The organism is Cellulophaga sp. RHA_52 (assembly GCF_007827205.1).
Classification (GTDB): domain Bacteria; phylum Bacteroidota; class Bacteroidia; order Flavobacteriales; family Flavobacteriaceae; genus Cellulophaga; species Cellulophaga lytica.
The window spans coordinates 2,902,718-2,922,686 of record NZ_VIRZ01000001.1 but is presented as its reverse complement, the minus strand read 5'-3'; the positions used below and the strand labels follow the sequence as shown (position 1 = coordinate 2,922,686).

15 protein-coding genes are annotated in these 19,969 nt (G+C 30.7%); 7 read left to right on the top strand and 8 right to left on the bottom strand.

Going from position 1 to position 19,969, the window contains the following annotated elements:
• Positions 1–119 precede the first annotated feature (119 nt).
• Genes JM80_RS12970 through uvrA form a run of 3 tightly spaced genes read right to left on the bottom strand, consistent with a single transcriptional unit; the run spans position 120 to position 6,539 of the window.
• Positions 120–2,963, bottom strand: coding sequence for a M1 family metallopeptidase (locus JM80_RS12970; protein ID WP_144710466.1), 2,844 nt, complete (start codon positions 2,961–2,963; stop codon positions 120–122).
• Positions 2,964–2,970: 7 nt separating this feature from the next.
• The gene (locus JM80_RS12965) at positions 2,971–3,657 is read right to left on the bottom strand and encodes a TIGR00730 family Rossman fold protein (RefSeq protein ID WP_013622341.1); all 687 of its coding nucleotides are present in this window, start codon (positions 3,655–3,657) and stop codon (positions 2,971–2,973) included.
• A 53-nt stretch (positions 3,658–3,710) separates the two neighbouring features.
• Positions 3,711–6,539 (bottom strand): excinuclease ABC subunit UvrA, encoded by a 2,829-nt coding sequence (gene uvrA, locus JM80_RS12960; protein ID WP_038506646.1) that lies wholly within the window; start codon positions 6,537–6,539, stop codon positions 3,711–3,713.
• Positions 6,540–6,663: 124 nt separating this feature from the next.
• On the opposite strand from uvrA, the gene JM80_RS12955 reads away from it, so the two are divergent.
• Positions 6,664–7,191, top strand: coding sequence for a hypothetical protein (locus tag JM80_RS12955; protein WP_144710464.1), 528 nt, complete (start codon positions 6,664–6,666; stop codon positions 7,189–7,191).
• Positions 7,192–7,273: 82 nt separating this feature from the next.
• Here JM80_RS12955 and JM80_RS12950 read toward each other — a convergent pair whose 3' ends face one another.
• Positions 7,274–8,350, bottom strand: a complete 1,077-nt coding sequence (locus tag JM80_RS12950) for a hypothetical protein (protein WP_255436793.1) — start codon at positions 8,348–8,350, stop codon at positions 7,274–7,276.
• Between the two features lie 150 nt (positions 8,351–8,500).
• Between JM80_RS12950 and JM80_RS12945 the strand changes: the two genes are divergently transcribed.
• A complete protein-coding gene (locus JM80_RS12945; protein ID WP_144710462.1) occupies positions 8,501–9,256 on the top strand; it encodes a LexA family transcriptional regulator in 756 nt (251 codons plus the stop codon).
• Between the two features lie 5 nt (positions 9,257–9,261).
• On the opposite strand, the gene JM80_RS12940 is transcribed toward JM80_RS12945, so the two are convergent.
• Positions 9,262–9,696, bottom strand: coding sequence for a small multi-drug export protein (locus JM80_RS12940; protein ID WP_013622347.1), 435 nt, complete (start codon positions 9,694–9,696; stop codon positions 9,262–9,264).
• Positions 9,697–10,043: 347 nt separating this feature from the next.
• Between JM80_RS12940 and JM80_RS12935 the strand changes: the two genes are divergently transcribed.
• The 3 genes from JM80_RS12935 to JM80_RS12925 are packed head-to-tail and all read left to right on the top strand — an operon-like array spanning position 10,044 to position 13,713.
• Positions 10,044–11,969: a heavy metal translocating P-type ATPase gene (locus JM80_RS12935; RefSeq protein WP_144710460.1), complete on the top strand. Its 1,926-nt coding sequence runs from the start codon at positions 10,044–10,046 to the stop codon at positions 11,967–11,969.
• A gap of 18 nt (positions 11,970–11,987) precedes the next feature.
• On the top strand, positions 11,988–13,082 hold the full coding sequence (locus JM80_RS12930) for a hypothetical protein (RefSeq protein WP_144710458.1): 1,095 nt from the start codon (positions 11,988–11,990) through the stop codon (positions 13,080–13,082).
• Positions 13,083–13,119: 37 nt separating this feature from the next.
• Positions 13,120–13,713, top strand: a complete 594-nt coding sequence (locus tag JM80_RS12925) for a Crp/Fnr family transcriptional regulator (protein WP_013622350.1) — start codon at positions 13,120–13,122, stop codon at positions 13,711–13,713.
• An 8-nt stretch (positions 13,714–13,721) separates the two neighbouring features.
• Here JM80_RS12925 and JM80_RS12920 read toward each other — a convergent pair whose 3' ends face one another.
• Together JM80_RS12920 and JM80_RS12915 are read right to left on the bottom strand one after the other, a co-directional pair.
• A complete protein-coding gene (locus tag JM80_RS12920) occupies positions 13,722–14,435 on the bottom strand; it encodes a pirin family protein (protein WP_144710456.1) in 714 nt (237 codons plus the stop codon).
• A gap of 11 nt (positions 14,436–14,446) precedes the next feature.
• Positions 14,447–15,325, bottom strand: a complete 879-nt coding sequence (locus tag JM80_RS12915; RefSeq protein WP_144710454.1) for a pirin family protein — start codon at positions 15,323–15,325, stop codon at positions 14,447–14,449.
• A 142-nt stretch (positions 15,326–15,467) separates the two neighbouring features.
• Between JM80_RS12915 and JM80_RS12910 the strand changes: the two genes are divergently transcribed.
• A complete protein-coding gene (locus JM80_RS12910; protein WP_013622353.1) occupies positions 15,468–16,403 on the top strand; it encodes an EamA family transporter in 936 nt (311 codons plus the stop codon).
• 111 nt (positions 16,404–16,514) lie between these two features.
• Positions 16,515–18,068 (top strand): DEAD/DEAH box helicase, encoded by a 1,554-nt coding sequence (locus JM80_RS12905; RefSeq protein ID WP_034643977.1) that lies wholly within the window; start codon positions 16,515–16,517, stop codon positions 18,066–18,068.
• Positions 18,069–18,593: 525 nt separating this feature from the next.
• On the opposite strand, the gene JM80_RS12900 is transcribed toward JM80_RS12905, so the two are convergent.
• Positions 18,594–19,928 (bottom strand): serine hydrolase, encoded by a 1,335-nt coding sequence (locus JM80_RS12900; protein WP_186439770.1) that lies wholly within the window; start codon positions 19,926–19,928, stop codon positions 18,594–18,596.
• Positions 19,929–19,969 lie beyond the last annotated feature (41 nt).

Here is a 19,969-nt window from a genome sequence, read left to right as displayed (position 1 = left end):
TTTTTGCAATAGCTATTAGCGATATGTTATTGAATATTTATCAAAATAAGGTGTAATTGGGTGTTTTAAATTATGAAATACTTAAAATATTTACCTTAAAATGACAATTTGCTATTTAATTAAAACCATTTTCTTGTAAATAACCCAGTTAGGGACTTTGGGCTTAAAGTAACAATAAAACGTATTTTTTCTCCGTAATTTGGTTGAGACACTTCCCATCCATTATTAGAATACATAGGAAAAAATAGCTCAAAATAATCTGTTACTAAGTTTAAACGTATACCAGCATCATACACAAAGCGTGCTTTAGAGCCTTTGTTTTTTAAATAGCCAATATCTCCGTAAGCTTCTATCCACCTATAAATATTGGTACTTGCGTTTGTAGTAGCTATCCAATCATTAGCAAAGGGGTTATCTAATTTAGATTTAAATCCTCCTTCTGCAATAATTATTTGTTGGCTATAAATACCAGAAGATGCTGATCTACCTAAATAAGAGTAATCAAACAAATAATCTGTAGGTCTGTCTAATGCATAACTAAAATAGTCATCATCAGTTTTATTGTTTATAAACTTACCAGCAAAAAACCTTAAATTAAATTGTCTGTTATTTTGAAAAAGTTTGCGATATTCTAAGTCAAAAGAAAGTTTAGAAAATTTGCCTGCATATTGTGCATCTACAAACCAAGATAAATAATTTATTAAGTCGTTATTTGTATCTCTAAATCTTGCATTTAAAACACTATAATCTGGCTCTAGCTCATTAGCTTCTACAAAAGTTGGGTCAAAATCACGAAATACATTTATATAGCGAACAAAAAGACTTTGACTTCTGTTAGATCTTAGGTCTTTTGGTCTCCACGCTAATCCAAAAGAAGGAGTAATGGTAGAGTATCTAGAGTTTTTTTGAAAATGAAATGTAGAAAAGCTTAAAGAGTATGTACTTAAAAATAAGTTTTTATTTTTATGCTGATCTCTAATTGTAAAGTTTCCAGAACCAACAAAAGCATTTTCCTTTGTTGCATAACCTGGGTTTAGTGCAAATACAAATGGCCTATCTAGTAACGTTTTGTTGTGCAGTTTTAAAATAGGTGTAAAGCCATCATAAGCATTAAACCTCATTTCTGGATTGTAAAATATTTGGTTATAGTATGGGTTTTCTGCATCTTTAAAAAACTGTAATCTTAACTTTTTGTTACTAGCTAAAAAGCCTTTTAGAGATTTCCAGTTGTCTCTTTGGTTGTACTCTGGTATTTTTTTATCGTAGTTTAATACCAACTTATCTTCTCCGTTTCTTGGTATAGTTACGTTTTTTTGAGTTACTACATTAGATACCCAATATTTAGATACTATAGAATCATTTTTTAAACCAAATAAGGAAATAGGAAGATTTGTAGATGTTTTATTTTTAATTGTAACAGTTAGTGAGTCTTCAGTTTTTTCAATTTTTTTAATTTTAAAATCTATTCTATCATTGGTAGATATAAACTCATTAAAAAACCAATTTATATCTTTATTGGTAGATTTTTTTAAAATATTTTCAAAATCGTTAGTAGTGACTTTTTGTTGGTTGTATTTTTTGTAAAATTCCTTAATACTTCCTTTTACATTATTATAACCAATATATTCTGATAAATAGGTGAGTCCTAAGCCAGATTTATAGCTGTTTGCTATTCGTTGATTAAATTTTATTAAAGAATCGTTAGATGCTGTTAATGGTTGATCTAGATTTTTTCTGCTGGTAAGCATAGACATTAAGGCGTACTGATCATTAAAATCATACTTAGAAATTTCAAAACTTCTAACTCCCCATATTTTTGAAAACTTACCCAGTAATTTTTGACCATTGTAAAACTCATCTACATACGTAATCATTAAATAATTAACTATAGCATCTGTAACCCATTTTTCTTTTCTGGGGTTTAAATATACACTCTCATTTAAAATTTTATAAAGTGTAGTTTTTAATAGTTTTAGTTCATAACTAAAGGCTTCTGAGTAAGGAACTATAAAAGAAGGTAGTTGGTTAATGCCGTATAATGGGTTCTTTTTATAATCTAACTCACTTACTAATATTTTCTTATGTGGGTATTCTCCTAAATTATCTTTTATATATTTGGCAACTTTATTAATAGAAATTCCTTGTAAAATTTCGGGGTATTTTGAAGCTTTAAAATCGGTTTCTATTGTAAGGTCTGGAGTAATATAGGTAATAAATTCTTTTTGATTACTTAGAATTACTTCGGCACTTTTTCTGTTTTCTCCATCAATAACTATTGTTTTATTCCCGTTTAAACTGTATTCATTAGTTTTATTAAGGTTTGTAGTAACGTAATAGTCTTTATTTATAGTTAAGTAGAGTTTGGTTGTTGTAGCATCTGTTTGTAAGTCCTCTAGGTTTTTGTTAGAGTAAAGGTTCCATTTGCCATTGTAGGTTGCAGGTGTTAAATACCAGTCTTTTAGGTAGTAAGTACTATCATTACTATAACCAAAATTAGTGTATTTGTTTGGTGGTAACTGTACTTTGTAGTTTATTTTTAGTGTTAAGGTAGTATCTGGAGCTAGTGGTTTATTAAGTATAAACATCACTATGTCTTTACTTTTTGTATGTTTGTTAGCAAGTGTGTTACCTTTATTGTCCTTGGCTTTAATAATATTTGTGTAGCCTCTTTCTTTAGGTTTTGCTAAATGTAAACTTTTTTTAAATTCTTCAGAAAAACGTTTTGCTAAAGCTGTTTTTTTGCTAGAATAGGCGTTAGGCCAATCGTTAAAATATAAAACCTCTAATGTATCTTTTGATGTGTTTTTATAGTTAAACTCTTGCTGAATAGAAATTTCATGGCAAGATGTATCTAAAAAAGCATTTATAATAGTTTTGTGTTGCGCACGTAATTGTACACAGTTTAGGAAAAGTATTCCTATAACTGTGTATATTACATTTTTCTTTATTTTAAATGCTGTCATACTTTAATTAGAAGTTAGGACTAAGATCATGTCCTTTGTAGAAGGCATCAATTATTTCTACAACTTCGTCTGCAGTATCTACTATTTTAATAAGATCTAAATCTGAAGCACTAATATTACCCTCACCAAGCATTGTTTCTTTAACCCAATCAATTAAACCAGTCCAGAAGCTAGTACCAACAAGTATAATTGGGAATTTTCCAATTTTGTTAGTTTGTATTAGTGTAATGGCTTCAAAAAGTTCATCTAAAGTTCCAAATCCGCCAGGCATTACAACAAAACCTTGAGAATATTTTACAAACATTACTTTTCTAACAAAAAAGTAGTCAAAATTGATGCTTTTGTCATGGTCTATATATGGATTGTCATGTTGTTCAAAAGGTAATTCTATATTTAAACCAACAGATGTGCCACCTGCTAAGTGAGCACCTTTATTACCAGCTTCCATAATACCTGGTCCGCCACCAGTAATAACACCGTAACCAGCTTCTGCAATACTTTTTGCTACGTCTACAGCTAGTTCATAATATTTAGACCCCTCTTTTGTACGTGCAGATCCAAATACAGAAACACAAGGTCCAATGGCACTCATTTTTTCAAATCCGTGTACAAATTCTCCCATTATTTTAAAAAGTGCCCAAGAGTCGTTAGTTTTTATCTCGTTCCAGCCTTTAGGGTGTTTTTCTCTTCTCATTTTATTCTATTTTATTAGCAGCAAACGTTATTCTGTTTGCAATATTTTTAATGTTATAATTCTTTTTTAAGAAACTTTGCAGTGTAACTTTTTTTATCCTTAATAATTTCTTCTGGTGTTCCTTTTGCTACCAATTTTCCTCCGCCACGGCCACCTTCATAACCAATATCTATAATATAATCTACCATTTTAATTACATCCATATTGTGTTCAATAACTAAAACTGTATTTCCTTTGTCTACTAATTTGTTTAAAACTTCCATTAGTACACGAATATCTTCAAAATGCAATCCTGTTGTAGGCTCATCTAAAATATAAAAAGTATTACCTGTATCTCTTTTAGATAATTCTGTAGCTAACTTAATACGTTGTGCTTCACCACCAGATAATGTAGTAGATTGTTGGCCAAGAGAAATGTATCCTAAACCTACATCTTGTATGGTTTTTAATTTGCGATTAATTTTTGGGATATTTTCAAAAAAAGTAACGGCTTCATTAATTGTCATTTCTAATACATCTGCAATAGATTTCCCTTTGTATCTAATTTCTAAGGTTTCTCTATTAAAACGTTTGCCATTACAGGTTTCACAATCTACGTAAACATCTGGTAAAAAGTTCATTTCTATAACGCGTAGACCTCCACCTTGACAAGTCTCACACCTTCCGCCAGTAACATTAAAACTAAAACGACCTGGTTTGTAGCCTCTAATTGCTGCTTCTTGTGTTTTAGCAAATAAGGCTCGTATTTCTCCAAAAACACCTGTATATGTTGCTGGGTTAGAACGTGGAGTTCTGCCAATTGGTGATTGGTTAATATCTATTACTTTATCTATATGCTCTAAGCCTGTAATTTTTTTATACGGCATTGGTTTTTTAACACCGTTAAAATAGTAAGCATTTAAAATAGGGTAGAGGGTTTCATTAATTAAGGTAGATTTTCCACTGCCTGAAACTCCTGTTACTCCAATCATTTGACCTAGAGGAAATTCTACCGAAACATTTTTTAAATTGTTACCTGTACAACCCGTAAGTTTTATTTTTTTACCATTTCCTTTTCTTCGTTTTTTAGGAATGGAAATTTCTCTCTTACCTGTAATATAATCAGCAGTAAGTGTATTGTAATTTTTTAAATCTTCAGGTTTACCTTCAGAAATTATTTGTCCGCCGTGCTTGCCCGCTTTTGGTCCAATATCTATAACGTGGTCTGCACGCTCTATCATATCTTTGTCATGTTCTACTACAATAACAGAGTTTCCTATATCTCTTAAAGCCTCTAAAGATGCTATTAAACGCTCGTTGTCTCTTTGGTGTAACCCAATACTTGGTTCATCTAAAATATATAAAACACCTACTAGTTGAGATCCTATTTGTGTGGCTAAACGTATACGTTGTGCCTCACCACCAGATAAAGATTTAGAGCTTCTGTTTAATGATAAATAGTCTAAACCAACATTTAATAAAAATTGTAGCCTAGTTTTTATTTCTTTAATGACTTCTTCAGCAATTTTAAGTTGATTTTTAGTGAGCTTTTTATCAACCTTACTAAAAAACTCTGCCAAGTCAACAATATCCATTGTTGCTAAATCTGCAATATTTTTATCATCAAATTTAAAATATAAAGATGCTTTTTGCAGTCTAGAGCCTTCACAAGTAGGGCAAACAACTTTGTCCATAAACTCTTTAGCCCAACGTTTAATAGGAGCAGAGTTAGCCTCGTTATATTGGCTTTCAATAAAATTAGAAATACCCTCGTATTCAATTTTATAGTTTCGTTTTATGCCTAGTGTTTTAGAATCTACCTCAAAACTTTCATTACCACCATTTAAAATAACTTCTATAGCCTCTTCTGGTATTTTAGAAATAGGATCTGTTAATTTAAAATTGTAACGCTGAGCAATAACATCTAATTGTTTAAAAGCCCAAGAATTTTTAAACTTACCTAATGGAGCAATACCACCATCCTTAATAGATAACTTAGTATCTGGAAAAATTTTAGATGTATTAACTTGGTATTTATGACCCAAGCCATTACAGCTAGGGCACATACCCTTTGGTGAGTTAAAAGAAAATGTATTTGGTTCTGGTTTTGGGTAAGATATACCTGTGGTAGGGCACATTAAATCTCTACTAAAATAGCGAGGTTCTTTTTTACCTTCTTCCAAAATCATTAATACATTATCACCACTATACATTGCTGTATTTATGGTTTCTGTAATACGTTTATCTAGGTCTGCGTTGTCTGATATTTTTAACCTGTCTATAACAATCTCTATATCATGTACTTTGTAACGGTCTAATTTTAAACCTTTAACAATGTCTACAATTTCGCCGTCTACTCTTACTTTTACAAATCCTTGTTTAGCAATTTGCTCAAACAACTCACGGTAATGACCTTTTCTAGATTTAATAACAGGAGCAAGAACGTTTATTTTTTTGTCTTTAAAATCGTTTATAATAAGCTCTTTTATTTGAGTATCACTATAACTAACCATTTTTTCTCCTGTGTTGTAACTATGTGCATCTGCTGCACGAGCAAAAAGGAGTCTTAAAAAGTCATATATTTCGGTAATTGTACCTACTGTAGATCGTGGAGACTTTGACGTTGTCTTTTGCTCTATGGCAATTACGGGCGATAATCCATCTATTTTATCCACATCTGGACGCTCTAAACCTCCTAAAAACTGACGAGCATAGGCAGAAAAAGTTTCTATATACCTACGTTGGCCTTCTGCATAAATAGTGTCAAAAGCTAATGAAGACTTACCACTACCAGACAGGCCTGTAATAACAACAAGCTTTTCTCTAGGTATGGTAACGTCTATATTTTTAAGGTTGTGCACACGTGCACCTTTTACCTCTATGTTTTCTTCGTATGTAATCATTTACTAATTTGGCAAAGTTGCTAAGTTACGATTTTGGATTTTAATTTAATAATTGCGTCTATTTAGTTTTTGTTAATTAGTACTGTAATTATATTTTAGCAGCATTAACTAAAAAAATACAACAATGCAATTATTAGGAATAGGCTCTAGAATACAACATAATGAATTAGGAAAAGGAGTGGTAACCAATGTTACAAGTAAACATTATTGGGTTACTTTTATAGAGAATGGTTTAGAAACTATAGATATAGATTCTGATTTTGAGGTTATTGAAGCTGTAGAGGATGAAGTAGACAGTGTTAGTTTTTCTGATGTAGAAAGCTCTTTAATAACAATATTAAGAAAATGGAGTGATGCATCTAGCATAACGCCAATTGCAGATAAATGGAAAAAGGGGACATTAATTTTAGAACCTGGAGATGGAAAATCGGCTAACAAGGAAATACCAATTGATACTTTTTTTCATAAAATAGTTATGGTGCGTGACAGAATTAGAGTAATGGAGCAAAAAATTAATGCTAGTAAAAACCTTGTAGATCAAGAAAAAGTAGATTTACAACAATATATTACGCGTATTTACGGTAGTTTAACTTCTTTTAATGTGTTATTTAAAAGTAAAGAAGATCAATTTGTAGGTGAGCGTAGTAAATAGAGAATTAATATAGAAAAAATAAAAGCCCAAACTAAAATATAGTTTGGGCTTTTAATCTGTTAATGTATTGATTTTAAATTAGTTATTCTTTTTCAAAGTAATACTCGTAAATATCCTCTTCTAAACCAACATTTTCAAATAATTCTTTTATTATTAATGAAGATCCAGAAACTGTAACTTCTCCTTCAATATCTAATGAGCCATTCTCGTAAACATAAGATTCTTCTTCGTTATTATAAGTTTCTGTTTCAGAAAAAGCAACTAAAGTAAGCTGGTTCTCTTCCTCATTGTACGCCCATTTTCCAGATGTATCTGAAGAAGATTCATCATTGTTATAAATAACTTCACAAGCTTCATCACTATCTGTCCAATTTATATTTTTATCAGAAAATGAATTATTATATGTAAATGTTCCATCACTATTAAATTTTATTTTTAAAAAATTTACGGTAGAGCATTCGTCAACAATTACTTCTTCATTACATAAAGTATAGTCAAAAGTAAAACAATCCTCTTCATTCACTTTTACTTCATCACCATCCGAAATTTCTTTTGTAAAGTTCCAAGTACCAACTAAATCACTATTACCACCCCAAGCTTCAACTGTTACACAAATCTCTGTAGGTTCACTAATGTTACCCTCACCATCATACAAACAAATAACATAGCAAAAAGTGACTGCTGTAACACTTTCATCAAGGTTTACTTCAATAGTAGCATCGTTTTCTTTACCTGCAGATTTTCCTTTTAAAAAGTTTCTATTCTTTTTAGTTTGTTCTCCTTTACCAGAAACATAAATCTCAGATCTAGGAACATCAAAATAAGAATCTGCCATTCCGTTTTCATCTTTTAATTGTATATAAGCGCCAGTATAATTTGATGCGGAATTAAATTCAATTTCAAATCCATTTTTTTGAAAAGCAGATTGTTTGCTGTAATCCATAGTAAACTCTAAACCACCTGTAGGAGTTAGGGTTCCTGTTTTTTTAGTAGCTCCTTCTATAATAAGTGCAGAACTTACGCTGTTTATTTCTAGAGGTTCATCTTCCTGAGCATTAATTTCTGCATCGTTATTTTTTACAGATGAGTCATCATCAGATGAACAAGAGAAAAAATTTAGTGCTAAAAAGCACACAAGCATAATGTTAATTTTTTTCATTATAAAAATTGATTAAGGTTATAAGTTAATTTAACGCTATAAGAGATGTTTTAGTATTGTTTTTGTAGGTATTTACATAGATAAGTTATTAAAAAATTGGATTTATTCCATTTTTGCAATGGATTTATTCCAAAATAACTATATTAGCGTATGGGAAATGATTATAGTATAGAGGTAAAACGGTTTACAGAGGTACGTAGAGACTTAGGTTTTACTCAAGCAGAATTCGCAAAATTATTAGGAATATCTAGTACAACAGCAGATATAGAACGAGGACGAACTAAACTTTCTGGTAAAGTTGTTACAGAACTATTAAAACAATTTAAAACTAATCCGCTATGGCTTTTTGGAGAGGGAAATCAGAAATACCTATCTGCTACAGCAAATAGTGTTATACCTAAATTTGTTACAGTAGATGCAGAAGACAACGAGAATATGGTGTTGGTAAATGCTAAAGCTGCAGCTGGTTACCCACAAAATATACAAGATGCTAGTTGGTATAAGCAATTGCCTGCTTTTGATTTGCCCATTCCGGAATTTAGAAATGCAACCTATAGAGGGTTCCAAGTAGAAGGTGATAGTATGTTGCCTAATTTATACCCTGGAGAGTGGGTTTTGGCTAAAGCAACAGAAAGTTTAAATGACATTAGTGCAAATAAAATGTATGTAGTTGTTTTGTATGATGCTGTATTGGTTAAAAAAATAGAAAAAGTACCTAATAGTAATTTTGTATCCTTAATTTCTTTAAATGAAACGTATCCACCATACCAAGTGGCAGCAGACCAAATACAAGAACTTTGGCAAGTAAATAGTAAAATTTCTTTTGGTTTAGATACAACCACAGAAAAAGGTTTGTTAAAAGAACTGCAGCAATCTATGGAGGAGTTAAAGAAAAGAATTAAGTAAAATAACTACGCCATACCTTGCATGGCTAAATAGGTAACAACCCATACAATTACAGAAGAAAAGAAAATGCCAATGGTGTTAGCTAAAAAAGCTTTTTTTCTTTCTATTTTAAATAAATAAGTAGCTATTGTACCTGCGTATACACCTGTACCAGGTACCGGTAGCATAACAAAAAATATTAATCCCCAAAAGCCGTACTTTTTAATCTTATCTCCAGATCCTGTTTTTGCTTTTCTGGCAACAAATATTGCTCCTTTTTTATATACACGCCATTTTAGTAAATAATGATTTATTTTATTTAAAAAAAATAACATCACAGGAAAAACAAGCACGTTAGACGCAAAGCATAAAATAAAAACAACGTAAATGTTTAGCCCGTTGTACATACCATAAGGAATACCAACTTTGGCCTCTCCAAACGGAGACAAGCTCCATAACATTGCTATAATATATTTTATAATCACTCTTGGTTAGGTTTTAATTTGCAAATCTAACATTCCACTTTTAATATTAACTTATTATAAACATAAAAAAATATTAATTTTTAAAATCAAGATCGGTTTAATAACGGTCTATTAGTCGTAATATTATTTTATTCATACAAAACGTTTTTATGCTTGGTTACTTTTCTTTTATTAAAAAAATAAGTTAAATGCATAAAGGAAATACTATATTTATTTGTGATGCTCTTTATTTTTTATTACCATAGCTTTATAGTGAAATATGTATCAAACAGCATTAAGTCCAACATACTACTGTTACACGTATATTTTATAGAAATTTAGGTATGAGTGAGAGAAAAGAGAAGAATAGTCTAAAAGTAAAAAAACAAAATCATAATTATTTTAATATAGCAACAGGTTTTAAAGCATATTTACCCGCAATACTAAGTTTTGTTATACTCCTTATAGGTATTGCTTTAGATTACTTTAATAGTACTCCATATTTTAAAGGATGGTATAGATTAGTTTGGTATACATTAGCATACTTACCAGTAGGATTACCAGTTTTAAAAGCAGGGTTTAAAAGTATTCAAAAAGGAAATTATTTTACAGAGTTTTTATTAATGTCTATAGCTACAATAGGTGCTTTTGCTATAGGTGAGTATCCAGAGGGTGTAACTGTAATGCTTTTTTATACCATAGGAGAGTTATTTCAAGGAGCAGCAGTAACTAAAGCTAAAAGCAATATTAAAGCGCTATTAGATATTAGACCAAAAGAGGCGTTAGTACTTAGAAATAGTAGTTATTTAAGTGTAAAACCAGATACTATAAAAATTGGAGAAATTATAAAGGTTAGATCTGGAGAAAAAATACCTGTAGACGGTATTTTGTTATCTAGCAATGCATCTTTAAACACTGCAGCTATAACAGGAGAAAGTAAACCTTGTAATATAGGTAAAAACTCTGCCGTTTATGCAGGTAGTATAAACTTGCAAAATGTTATAGAAATTAAGTCTACTAAAGAGTTTAAAAACAGTTCTATAGCTCGTATCCTAAACTTGGTGCAAAATGCTACAGCTCGTAAATCTAAAACGGAATTATTTATTAGAAAATTTGCAAAAATATACACGCCAATAGTAGTTTTTTTAGCCGTAGGGCTTACGCTTTTACCTTTCTTTTTTGTAAATGATTATGTTTTTAGAGATTGGCTGTACAGAGCATTAGTTTTTTTAGTTATTTCTTGCCCTTGTGCATTAGTAATATCTATTCCTTTGGGGTATTTTGGTGGACTTGGAGCTGCTTCTAAAAACGGAATTTTGTTTAAAGGAGCATCTTTTTTAGACATCATTGCAAAAGTAAATACTTTAGCAATGGATAAAACAGGTACAATTACCAAAGGTGTTTTTAAAATTCAAGAAATAAAAGCACTATCTATTAATGAACCAGAAATGATGAAATATATGCTTGCATTAGAGGCTTCGTCTACGCACCCTATAGCAAAAGCATTATTAGATTATCCTTTAAATGAAACTTTTAATGCAATAAAAATTAAAGAAATAGCAGGTAAAGGAATAAAGGGTATTGTAAATGAAAAAAGAGTGTTGGTAGGTAATGCAGCGCTATTGTTAGATTATAAAATAGATGCATTAACAGAAATTGAAGATATAGTTGAGTCTAGTGTATTAATTGCTATAGATGGCCAATTTGTGGGTTACGTAATTATATCAGATGAAATTAAAGAAGATGCTAGAGAGACTATTTCTGAGGCTTATAAAATTGGAGTTAAAGATTTTTATATGTTTTCTGGTGATAGGGAGTCTATTACTAAAAATGTAGCTAAGCAAATAAATGTATTACGTGCTAAAGGTGGTTTGCTGCCAGAACAAAAGCTAAAAGAAGTAGAAGAATTAATGAAAAACCCTAAAGCTACAGTGGCTTTTGTTGGAGACGGTATTAATGATGCTCCTGTACTAGCAGTTAGTGATGTTGGTATTGCAATGGGTGGTTTAGGTAGTGATGTAGCTATAGAAACTGCAGATGTTATTATACAAACAGATCAACCATCTAAAATTGTACAAGCCATAAAAATTGGCAAGTCTACAAAAACAATTGTATGGCAAAATATAGCACTAGCTTTTGGTGTAAAACTTATTGTATTGCTTTTAGGTGCTGCTGGATTGGTAACTATGTGGGCAGCTGTTTTTGCAGATGTGGGTGTGGCATTATTAGCTATTTTAAATGCTGTAAGATTACAGCGAATGAAATGGTAAAAAACTAGAGATTAGTATATGAAAAACATAGAAGAAATTACACCTTTTAAGGTTACTACTAATGAGTTGAGCTTAGGTGTAATTACTGCATTAGAAATGAAAAACGGAATATCGGTAAAAAACAGTATTTACTGTAAAAAACAAACATTAATAGCTAGTTATGTTTATGATATAGATGGTGGTTATAATCTGGTATATATAATTATAGATAACAAGGGAAAAGCAGAAAACTTTAAAGAAGAAGATGGGGTTTTGCCAACATTATTTTTTAGTCCGTCTTTAGAAAATTACGTGTCTGTTGTTCCTTACCACCCAAACAAACAATTAGAAATTAGTATTCCGCTTTTTAATAGAGAAGAAACTAAATTACCAAAAGGGAATAGACCTTTTACGGGTAAATTTATAGGGGTTTCTAATCAGTTTTCAATTTTTTATGACGTAGATATTTGGAATGATAAAAAACCAGATAAACTTTTAGCAATAGAGTTTAAAAATAATATACTTAAGAAAAAACATAATATAAAAGTTCCCCTACCAAGAAACAATAAAATATTTATACAAAATAATGAAATTCATTTGCTCTCTAATACCAGAACTACTTGGTTGCACAGACAAATAGATGAAAAAGGTAAAGAAATAAGACGCAGAGAACTACAAGCTTCTACCAACTTTTATAGAGAAATTATTAGTTTATCTTTTGAGTCTAACTCTTATATTTTAACCCAAGAAAATGGGAAACTAAGTATAGAAACAATAACAGTTGATGCTATTTGTACGTCTAAAATATTAGCAGATATTAAAGATGATTTATTTAATACGTGGCAACCAGAGAAAATTAGTAATAACACTTGTGTTATAAGGTTTAATACAGAATTTAGTAATGGTTGGTTTACTATAAGAGGCAACGAAATTCTAGAACTTTTTTATAGTAAAGATGTTAAAGGATTTAAAGACTTAATTAGTGGCGAGGTTATAGAGTTTAGCTACTCTAATTTAATTATATCTAATATTAATAAAACAAAAGATAACGGCTATGCAGTTGTTTTGTATCCTGTGGTAGAGCGTAAAGAAAAGAATAAAGAAATGTTTGTATTTCAAAGGGTTTTGGAGTAATATAAATAAGAGTACTTTTATAGTCTACAAATTAGTTATGGAACAAAACTTTAAAACATATCTTTTTGATAAAATGGGGGTAAGTACTGTTGCTTTTAAGCAATTAGAACCTCATATAAAAACTAAAAAAGTACTAAAAGGAGAACAACTTTTAAAAGCAGGAGATGTTTGTAAGCATACATTTTATGTAGAAAAGGGTGTTTTACGCCTATATGGTTTAGATGAAAATGGTAAAGAAAATATTCTGCAATTTGGTACAGAAAATTGGTTTGTTACAGATAGAGATAGTGTGTATTTTAAAGAACCATCAAACTATTATATAGATGCTTTAGAGGACACAACTGTAATACTGTTAGATGAAGATTTTGTAGAGCTTGTGGCCGATTTAAATCCATCTTTTAGAAAAAAAAATGAAAAATTATTACACAACCATATTCGTCATTTAAACAGAAGAATACATTTACTTTTAGGGGCTTCTGCTAAAACAAGGTATTTAGAGTTTATAAAATTATATCCAGATGTTTTGTTGCGTGTACCACAATGGATGATAGCATCTTACTTGGGTATTACACCAGAGAGTTTAAGTAGAATACGTAAAGACTTGGCAAAGCAAAACTTTACCAAGTATTAAGTATATGTTTAAAAAACCATAGGAACCTCTATTAATAGTACTTTACTATTTTTACTAGCATTTATAGCTATATTGTCTGTTTCCCATAAACCAATACCATCACGTTTACTCAATTGCTCACCTTCAATACTAACATTACCTTCTAAAACAAAAGCATATACACCACTGTCTTTTTTGTTTAAAGCATAGCTTGTAGTAGTATCTTCTGTAAAAGTACCTAAATTAAACCAGGCATCTTGGTAAATCCACACACCAGCATCATTAGCATTAGGAGATAATATTTGATATAACGAGTTCGGTTTTTCTAGCTCTTTTAAGGATATTTGATCATATCTGGGCTTAACATTGGTTTTATTAGGAATAATCCAAATTTGTAAAAATTCCACAGCCCTGTCTTTATTTTTGTTGTATTCACTATGCATTATTCCGGTGCCAGCACTCATTACTTGTATGTCTCCTTGCTTTATAATTGTAGCGTTTCCCATATTATCTTGGTGCTGTAAGTCGCCTTTTAATGGTATAGATATTATTTCCATATTTTGGTGCGGGTGCGTACCAAAACCTCTACCTTCACTTACAGTATCATCATTTAATACACGTAATGCTCCAAAATTCATACGTTCTGTGTTTTGGTAATTGGCAAAGCTAAAAGAGTGGTAGCTGTTTAACCAACCGTGATTAGCATGTCCTCTTGTGTTTGCTTTATGTATTACTGTTTTCATAATTACTTTTTTTAATCTTCTAAATAACCAAATTTACCCATATTAAAATCGTTTATAGCTTGTGCAATTTCTTCTTTAGTGTTCATTACAAACGGACCTTGGGCTGCTATAGGCTCGTTAATTGGTTCGCCACTAAGAACTAAAACAATTGCTTGTTCTGTTGCTTTAATTTTAAAATCTTTCCCTGTATTTTCAAACAACGCAAAATGATCTGTAATAACATTTTCTTTATTATTTACAACTACAGAGCCTTCTATAACCAAAATTGCTGTGTTGTAATTCTCAGGAAAACTAAAGAGCGCTTCTTTATTGGTATTTAACTTAGCATTAAGCATATGCAAGGGAGTAAAGGTACTTGCAGATCCTTTTGTGTTTTTATAATTACCAGCAATAACTTCTATTGTACCAGCATTATTATCCAATATATGTTTGTTAATATCATCATTACAAAAACCTTGGTATTTAGGCTTGCTCATTTTGTCTTTGGCAGGCAAATTTACCCATAGCTGTACCATTTGAAACTCACCACCTGTTTTGCTAAACTCTTTTTCATGATATTCTTTATGTAAAACGCCAGATGCTGCTGTCATCCACTGTACACCACCTTGACAAATAATACCGCCGCCGCCGCTACTATCATGATGCGCAATTTTACCTTTGTAAGCAATTGTAACAGTTTCAAAACCTCTATGCGGATGCACACCAACACCTTTTGGAGTATCTGAAGGAGGAAAGTTGTATTTAGAATTGTAATCTAACAATATAAACGGACTCATACGTTCCATATCTAGCCTAAAACCGCTTGGGATAAAATTATGAACTCTAAAACCATCGCCCACAAAGTGTGGAGTTCTTGGTGCTGCAATAAATTCTATATTTTTTGTGCTCATATTATAACTATTTGTAACAAAATTACACAGGTATGGTAAAAAGTACATTGATGTATGATAAGAAACAAATAAGCTTATATTTATTATCTTTTTACTTAAAACTAATACTTACTTTTACTGCTTTATTTTTTATCCCTTTATTATGAGTAAATCATCTAATACAACCTTAATAATATTGGCTTTTTTCTCTATCTACGTTATATGGGGATCTACCTATTTATTAAATAAAATAGCAGTAACAGAGTTGCCACCTTTTATGTTAGCAGCTATACGTTTTATTACTGCAGGTATACTTGTATTTGTAATTAGTAAATTTTTAAAGTTTAAATTAAAAATAACAGCAAGGCAATTACTAAATACCATAATAGCAGGTTTTTTATTTTTAGCATTAGGTAATGGAGTAGTGGTTTGGGCTTTGCGTTATGTAGATAGTGGCTTTGCTGCTTTAGAAATATCTGCGCAACCGTTAGTTGTTTTATTGTTAATGAGAATTTTTCAAGGTAAAAAAATACAACCAATGTCTATTGTAGGTGTTGTTTTAGGTATAATTGGTATTTACCTTTTGGTTAGTCAAAAACAAGTGGTAAATAAAGAAGGGTCTTTGTTGGGAATGATAATGATTTTTGTGTGTATGGTAAGCTGGTCTAGTAGTAGTTTATTTGTTGCAAAGTCAGATTTGCCAAAAAATTACTTTGTAAATACAGGTTATCAAATGTTATCTGGAGGCTTCTTTTTGTTAATAGCAAGTTTTTGTTTTGGAGAAACTTGGTCTTTACCAACCCAGTGGCAAGGAAAAACACAAATGGCTATGCTATTATTAATTGTTTTTGGTAGTATTGTAGCGTTTACTTCTTTTAACTATTTATTAAAATTTGTTTCTCCAGAAAAAGTAGCCACTTCTACTTATGTAAACCCAATTATTGCATTGCTTTTGGGGTGGTATTTTTTAGATGAAACCATTACCATACAATCTGTTATAGCTGCAGTTGTACTTTTAACAGGAGTTTATTTTATTAATACCAAGAAAAAAATTATGATATTCTCTAGATTCTCTAACAGAATAGGAAAAAAGTCTTAGTTTTTACGATATCCCTATTTTTTTAAAAATTTGTGAATAGTTTTTTAGCTAATTATTCGTTAAAAACGCAGCAAAGAGCGTATTTTTGCAGCCCAATTAGATATGGATACTATGACGAAGACTGCTTTCGAATTACAAGAAAAGAAGACAGATAAAGAGCTGTATGACTACCAAAAAGGAGCTTTAAATGAAATTTTTGAGCGATTTGAAACAGCTCCAGATGACCATCACTTACTATACCAATTACCAACAGGTGGTGGTAAAACTGTTATTTTTTCTGAAATAGTTAGGCAATACTTAAAGCACCACCAAAAAAAGGTGTTAATAATGACACACCGTGTAGAGCTGTGTAACCAAACATCTAAAATGTTAGATAGTTTTGGTGTAATAAGTAAGGTGGTAAATAGTACTGCTAATTTAGATGACCAAGAAAGGTATAGCTGTTTTGTAGCAATGGTAGAAACACTTAACAATCGTTTGAATGACGATATGTTAGATATTTCTGATATTGGATTGGTTATTATTGATGAGGCACACTACAACTCATTTACTAAATTATTTAAGTTTTTTGATAAATCTTTTATATTGGGTGTCACGGCAACACCGTTAAGTTCTAATAAGAACTTGCCAATGAAAGATAATTATGATGAGTTAATTACTGGAGAAAGCATTGGTTCTCTTATAGAAAATGAGTTTTTGGCTCGTGCAGAAGTTCATCAATATAATATGGGGTTAACCTCATTAGAAATTGGTTCTAATGGAGATTATACTGTAAAATCTTCTGAAGATTTATACTCTAGTACTGCAATGTTAGATAAGCTTGTAGAAGCTTATAAAGAACACTCTAAAGGTAAAAAAACATTAATATTTAATAACGGTATTAATACATCTATACAAGTATATTATACTTTTAAAGATGCTGGTTTTCCTGTAATGCACCTAGATAATACAGCTACAAAAAAACAGCGTAAACAAATATTAAAATGGTTTAAAGAAACTCCAGATGCTATACTAACATCTGTAAGTATATTAACTACTGGTTTTGATGAACCTACTATAGATACCATTATCCTTAACAGGGCTACTAAGTCATTAACTTTGTATTATCAAATGATTGGTCGTGGTTCTCGTATACTTAATAACAAATCTAAATTTACAGTAATAGATTTAGGTAATAATTACCATAGATTTGGACCTTGGGGAGCAGATTTAGATTGGCAAACAATTTTTCATAACCCTAATTTCTATATGGATCGTTTAAAGAACGATGAAGAAATAGAAAGCACTTTTAAGCATGAAATGCCAGAAGAAATTCGTGAGCAATTTGCTAAGTCAGAAGAGGTTTATTTTGATATTAAAGAAACTTATGTAAATGCTGTTTCTGCAGGAGAATCTTCTAAAGTTGTATTGGAGCGTTCTATAGAGCAACATGCAAAAATTTGTATAGAAAATAGCGAAGATGTTTATGATGCTTTAGCCTTAGCTAAATTGTTAGATGTAGATATAGATTACCGTATACAAATGTATGCAAAGTGTATTAGTAGAAGTACTTATAATTTTTTAAGTTGGTTAAAGGACGATTATAAGAAGCGATTAACAGCTTATTTACGAGAGAATTTTGATAGAGATTTTGAAAAAATACACGGTTACCCGCCAGAAGAATAATTTTTATAAATAGTAAAATAACAAAAAGTGTTCAGTAGTAATTGAGCACTTTTTTGTTTTTAGTATGTATTGTTTGTAATAGTGCATAAAATGAAAAAGAGTCTTGTCGGCAAAAACAAGACTCTTTTTACGAGAACACTATATGAAAATGAAAATTTTATTCTATTTTAATTACACTACTAATATATATAGAGTATAAAGGTTTTAAAACTTTATGTTGTAAAAGAGCTCTTTTATGTGGTAAGCATAGTCTTTTTTGATGTAACAAATTTTACAGCGCTGTATAAATGCTTTTAAAAAGAGAATAATTAACCTTAAGCTAGTGTATTAAATAAAAAAAAGAGTCTTGTCGGCAAAAACAAGACTCTTTTGTGAGAACACTATATGAAAATGAAAAATTTTATTCTAACTAACTAAACTACACTGTAAATATATAATCAGTATATAGTTTTAAAAATTTATTGTTGTAAACAGTACCTTATTTGTGGTTAGCACAAGTAAGTATGTTGTAGCGCTATTTTGCATCTATTTTATAGCCTTAACAATTCCGCCTAAAAAACCATTTAAGTCAAAAGTAGGGTAAGTAGCCAACCCTGTTCTAACAACTACTAAATCTTTAGATGGTACTATAAAAACATACTGTCCTTGGTATCCACTTGCATAGTACATATCCTTAGGAACATCTGGGAACCTACCTTCAGCATTTAGCCAAAAGTGTGCACCATAGGTACCGTTAGAGTGTGCTGTTGGTTTAGCAACATAATCTACCCAATTGGCATCAAAAATCCTTTCTCCGTTCCAATTTCCCTTGTGTAAATACAGTAATCCAAACTTAGCCCAATCTCTTGTAGTGGCCCATCCGTAAGAAGAGCCTACGTAATTACCCACCATATCTGCTTCAATTAACATAGAGTGCATTCCTATTTTATCTATTAAACTAGTGTAAGGAAAGTCTAAATACTCCTGGTGAGTTTTAAAATTCTTTTTTAATAAACCAGATAGTAGGTTTGATGTACCTGAAGAATAATTCCAAATCTCTGTAGGTTTGGCAATTGCATCTTTATTTTGTTGTACTAAAGACATATCAGACTCTAAAAAAAGCATTTTAGTAGCGTCAGATATTTCAGTGTAGTTTTCATCCCATTCTAAACCACTTTGCATACGTAGTAAGTGATTGTAAGTAATATTTTTTCTGTTATCATTTTTCCACTCAGGAATAGGAACTAATTGGCTTACGTTTAATTTGCCGTTGCACTGTAATATGCCATATAGTGTAGATACAATACTTTTTGTCATAGACCAACCTAAAATTTTAGTGTCTTTAGTAAAGCCACCATCATATTGTTCAGCAATAATTTGGTCTTTGTATATAACAATTGTACTTCTTGTTTTTTGTACATCAGGATTAGAGAAGCCTAAACCTATTGCTTTTAATAACTTAGTGTAATCTATATTAGCAAAAACAGTGTCTTTTTGTTTTTTATCACCATAAGGAAAAGATAAACCCGTGTTAGTAAAATCTCTATGCGGTTGTAATGTAAATTTAGTAGGGTCATAATCATCATTTACCAAAACAGCTCCCAAACCGTCTCTGTACACAGCTTTACGGCTCATTAAACCGTAGACAGAAGATGTGGCGCTTTTAGATTTATTATCTACCTTAGACTTGGCAAGTTTTATTAACGGAACGTTGTTATCTACCTTATTAATTGCTTCTGCAGTTCTGTTGGCAATAAAAACGTTAGATGCCATATTTTTTGCTGCATAGCCAGAAATCATATTAAGTTTAGGGTAGTTATAAACAACAGCTACAATTATAACTACCACTATAAGTAGTAAAAGTCTTTTTAAATTTTTCATATTAAAATTGGTTAATCTCTTTTTCAAAAATAGTAGATTTT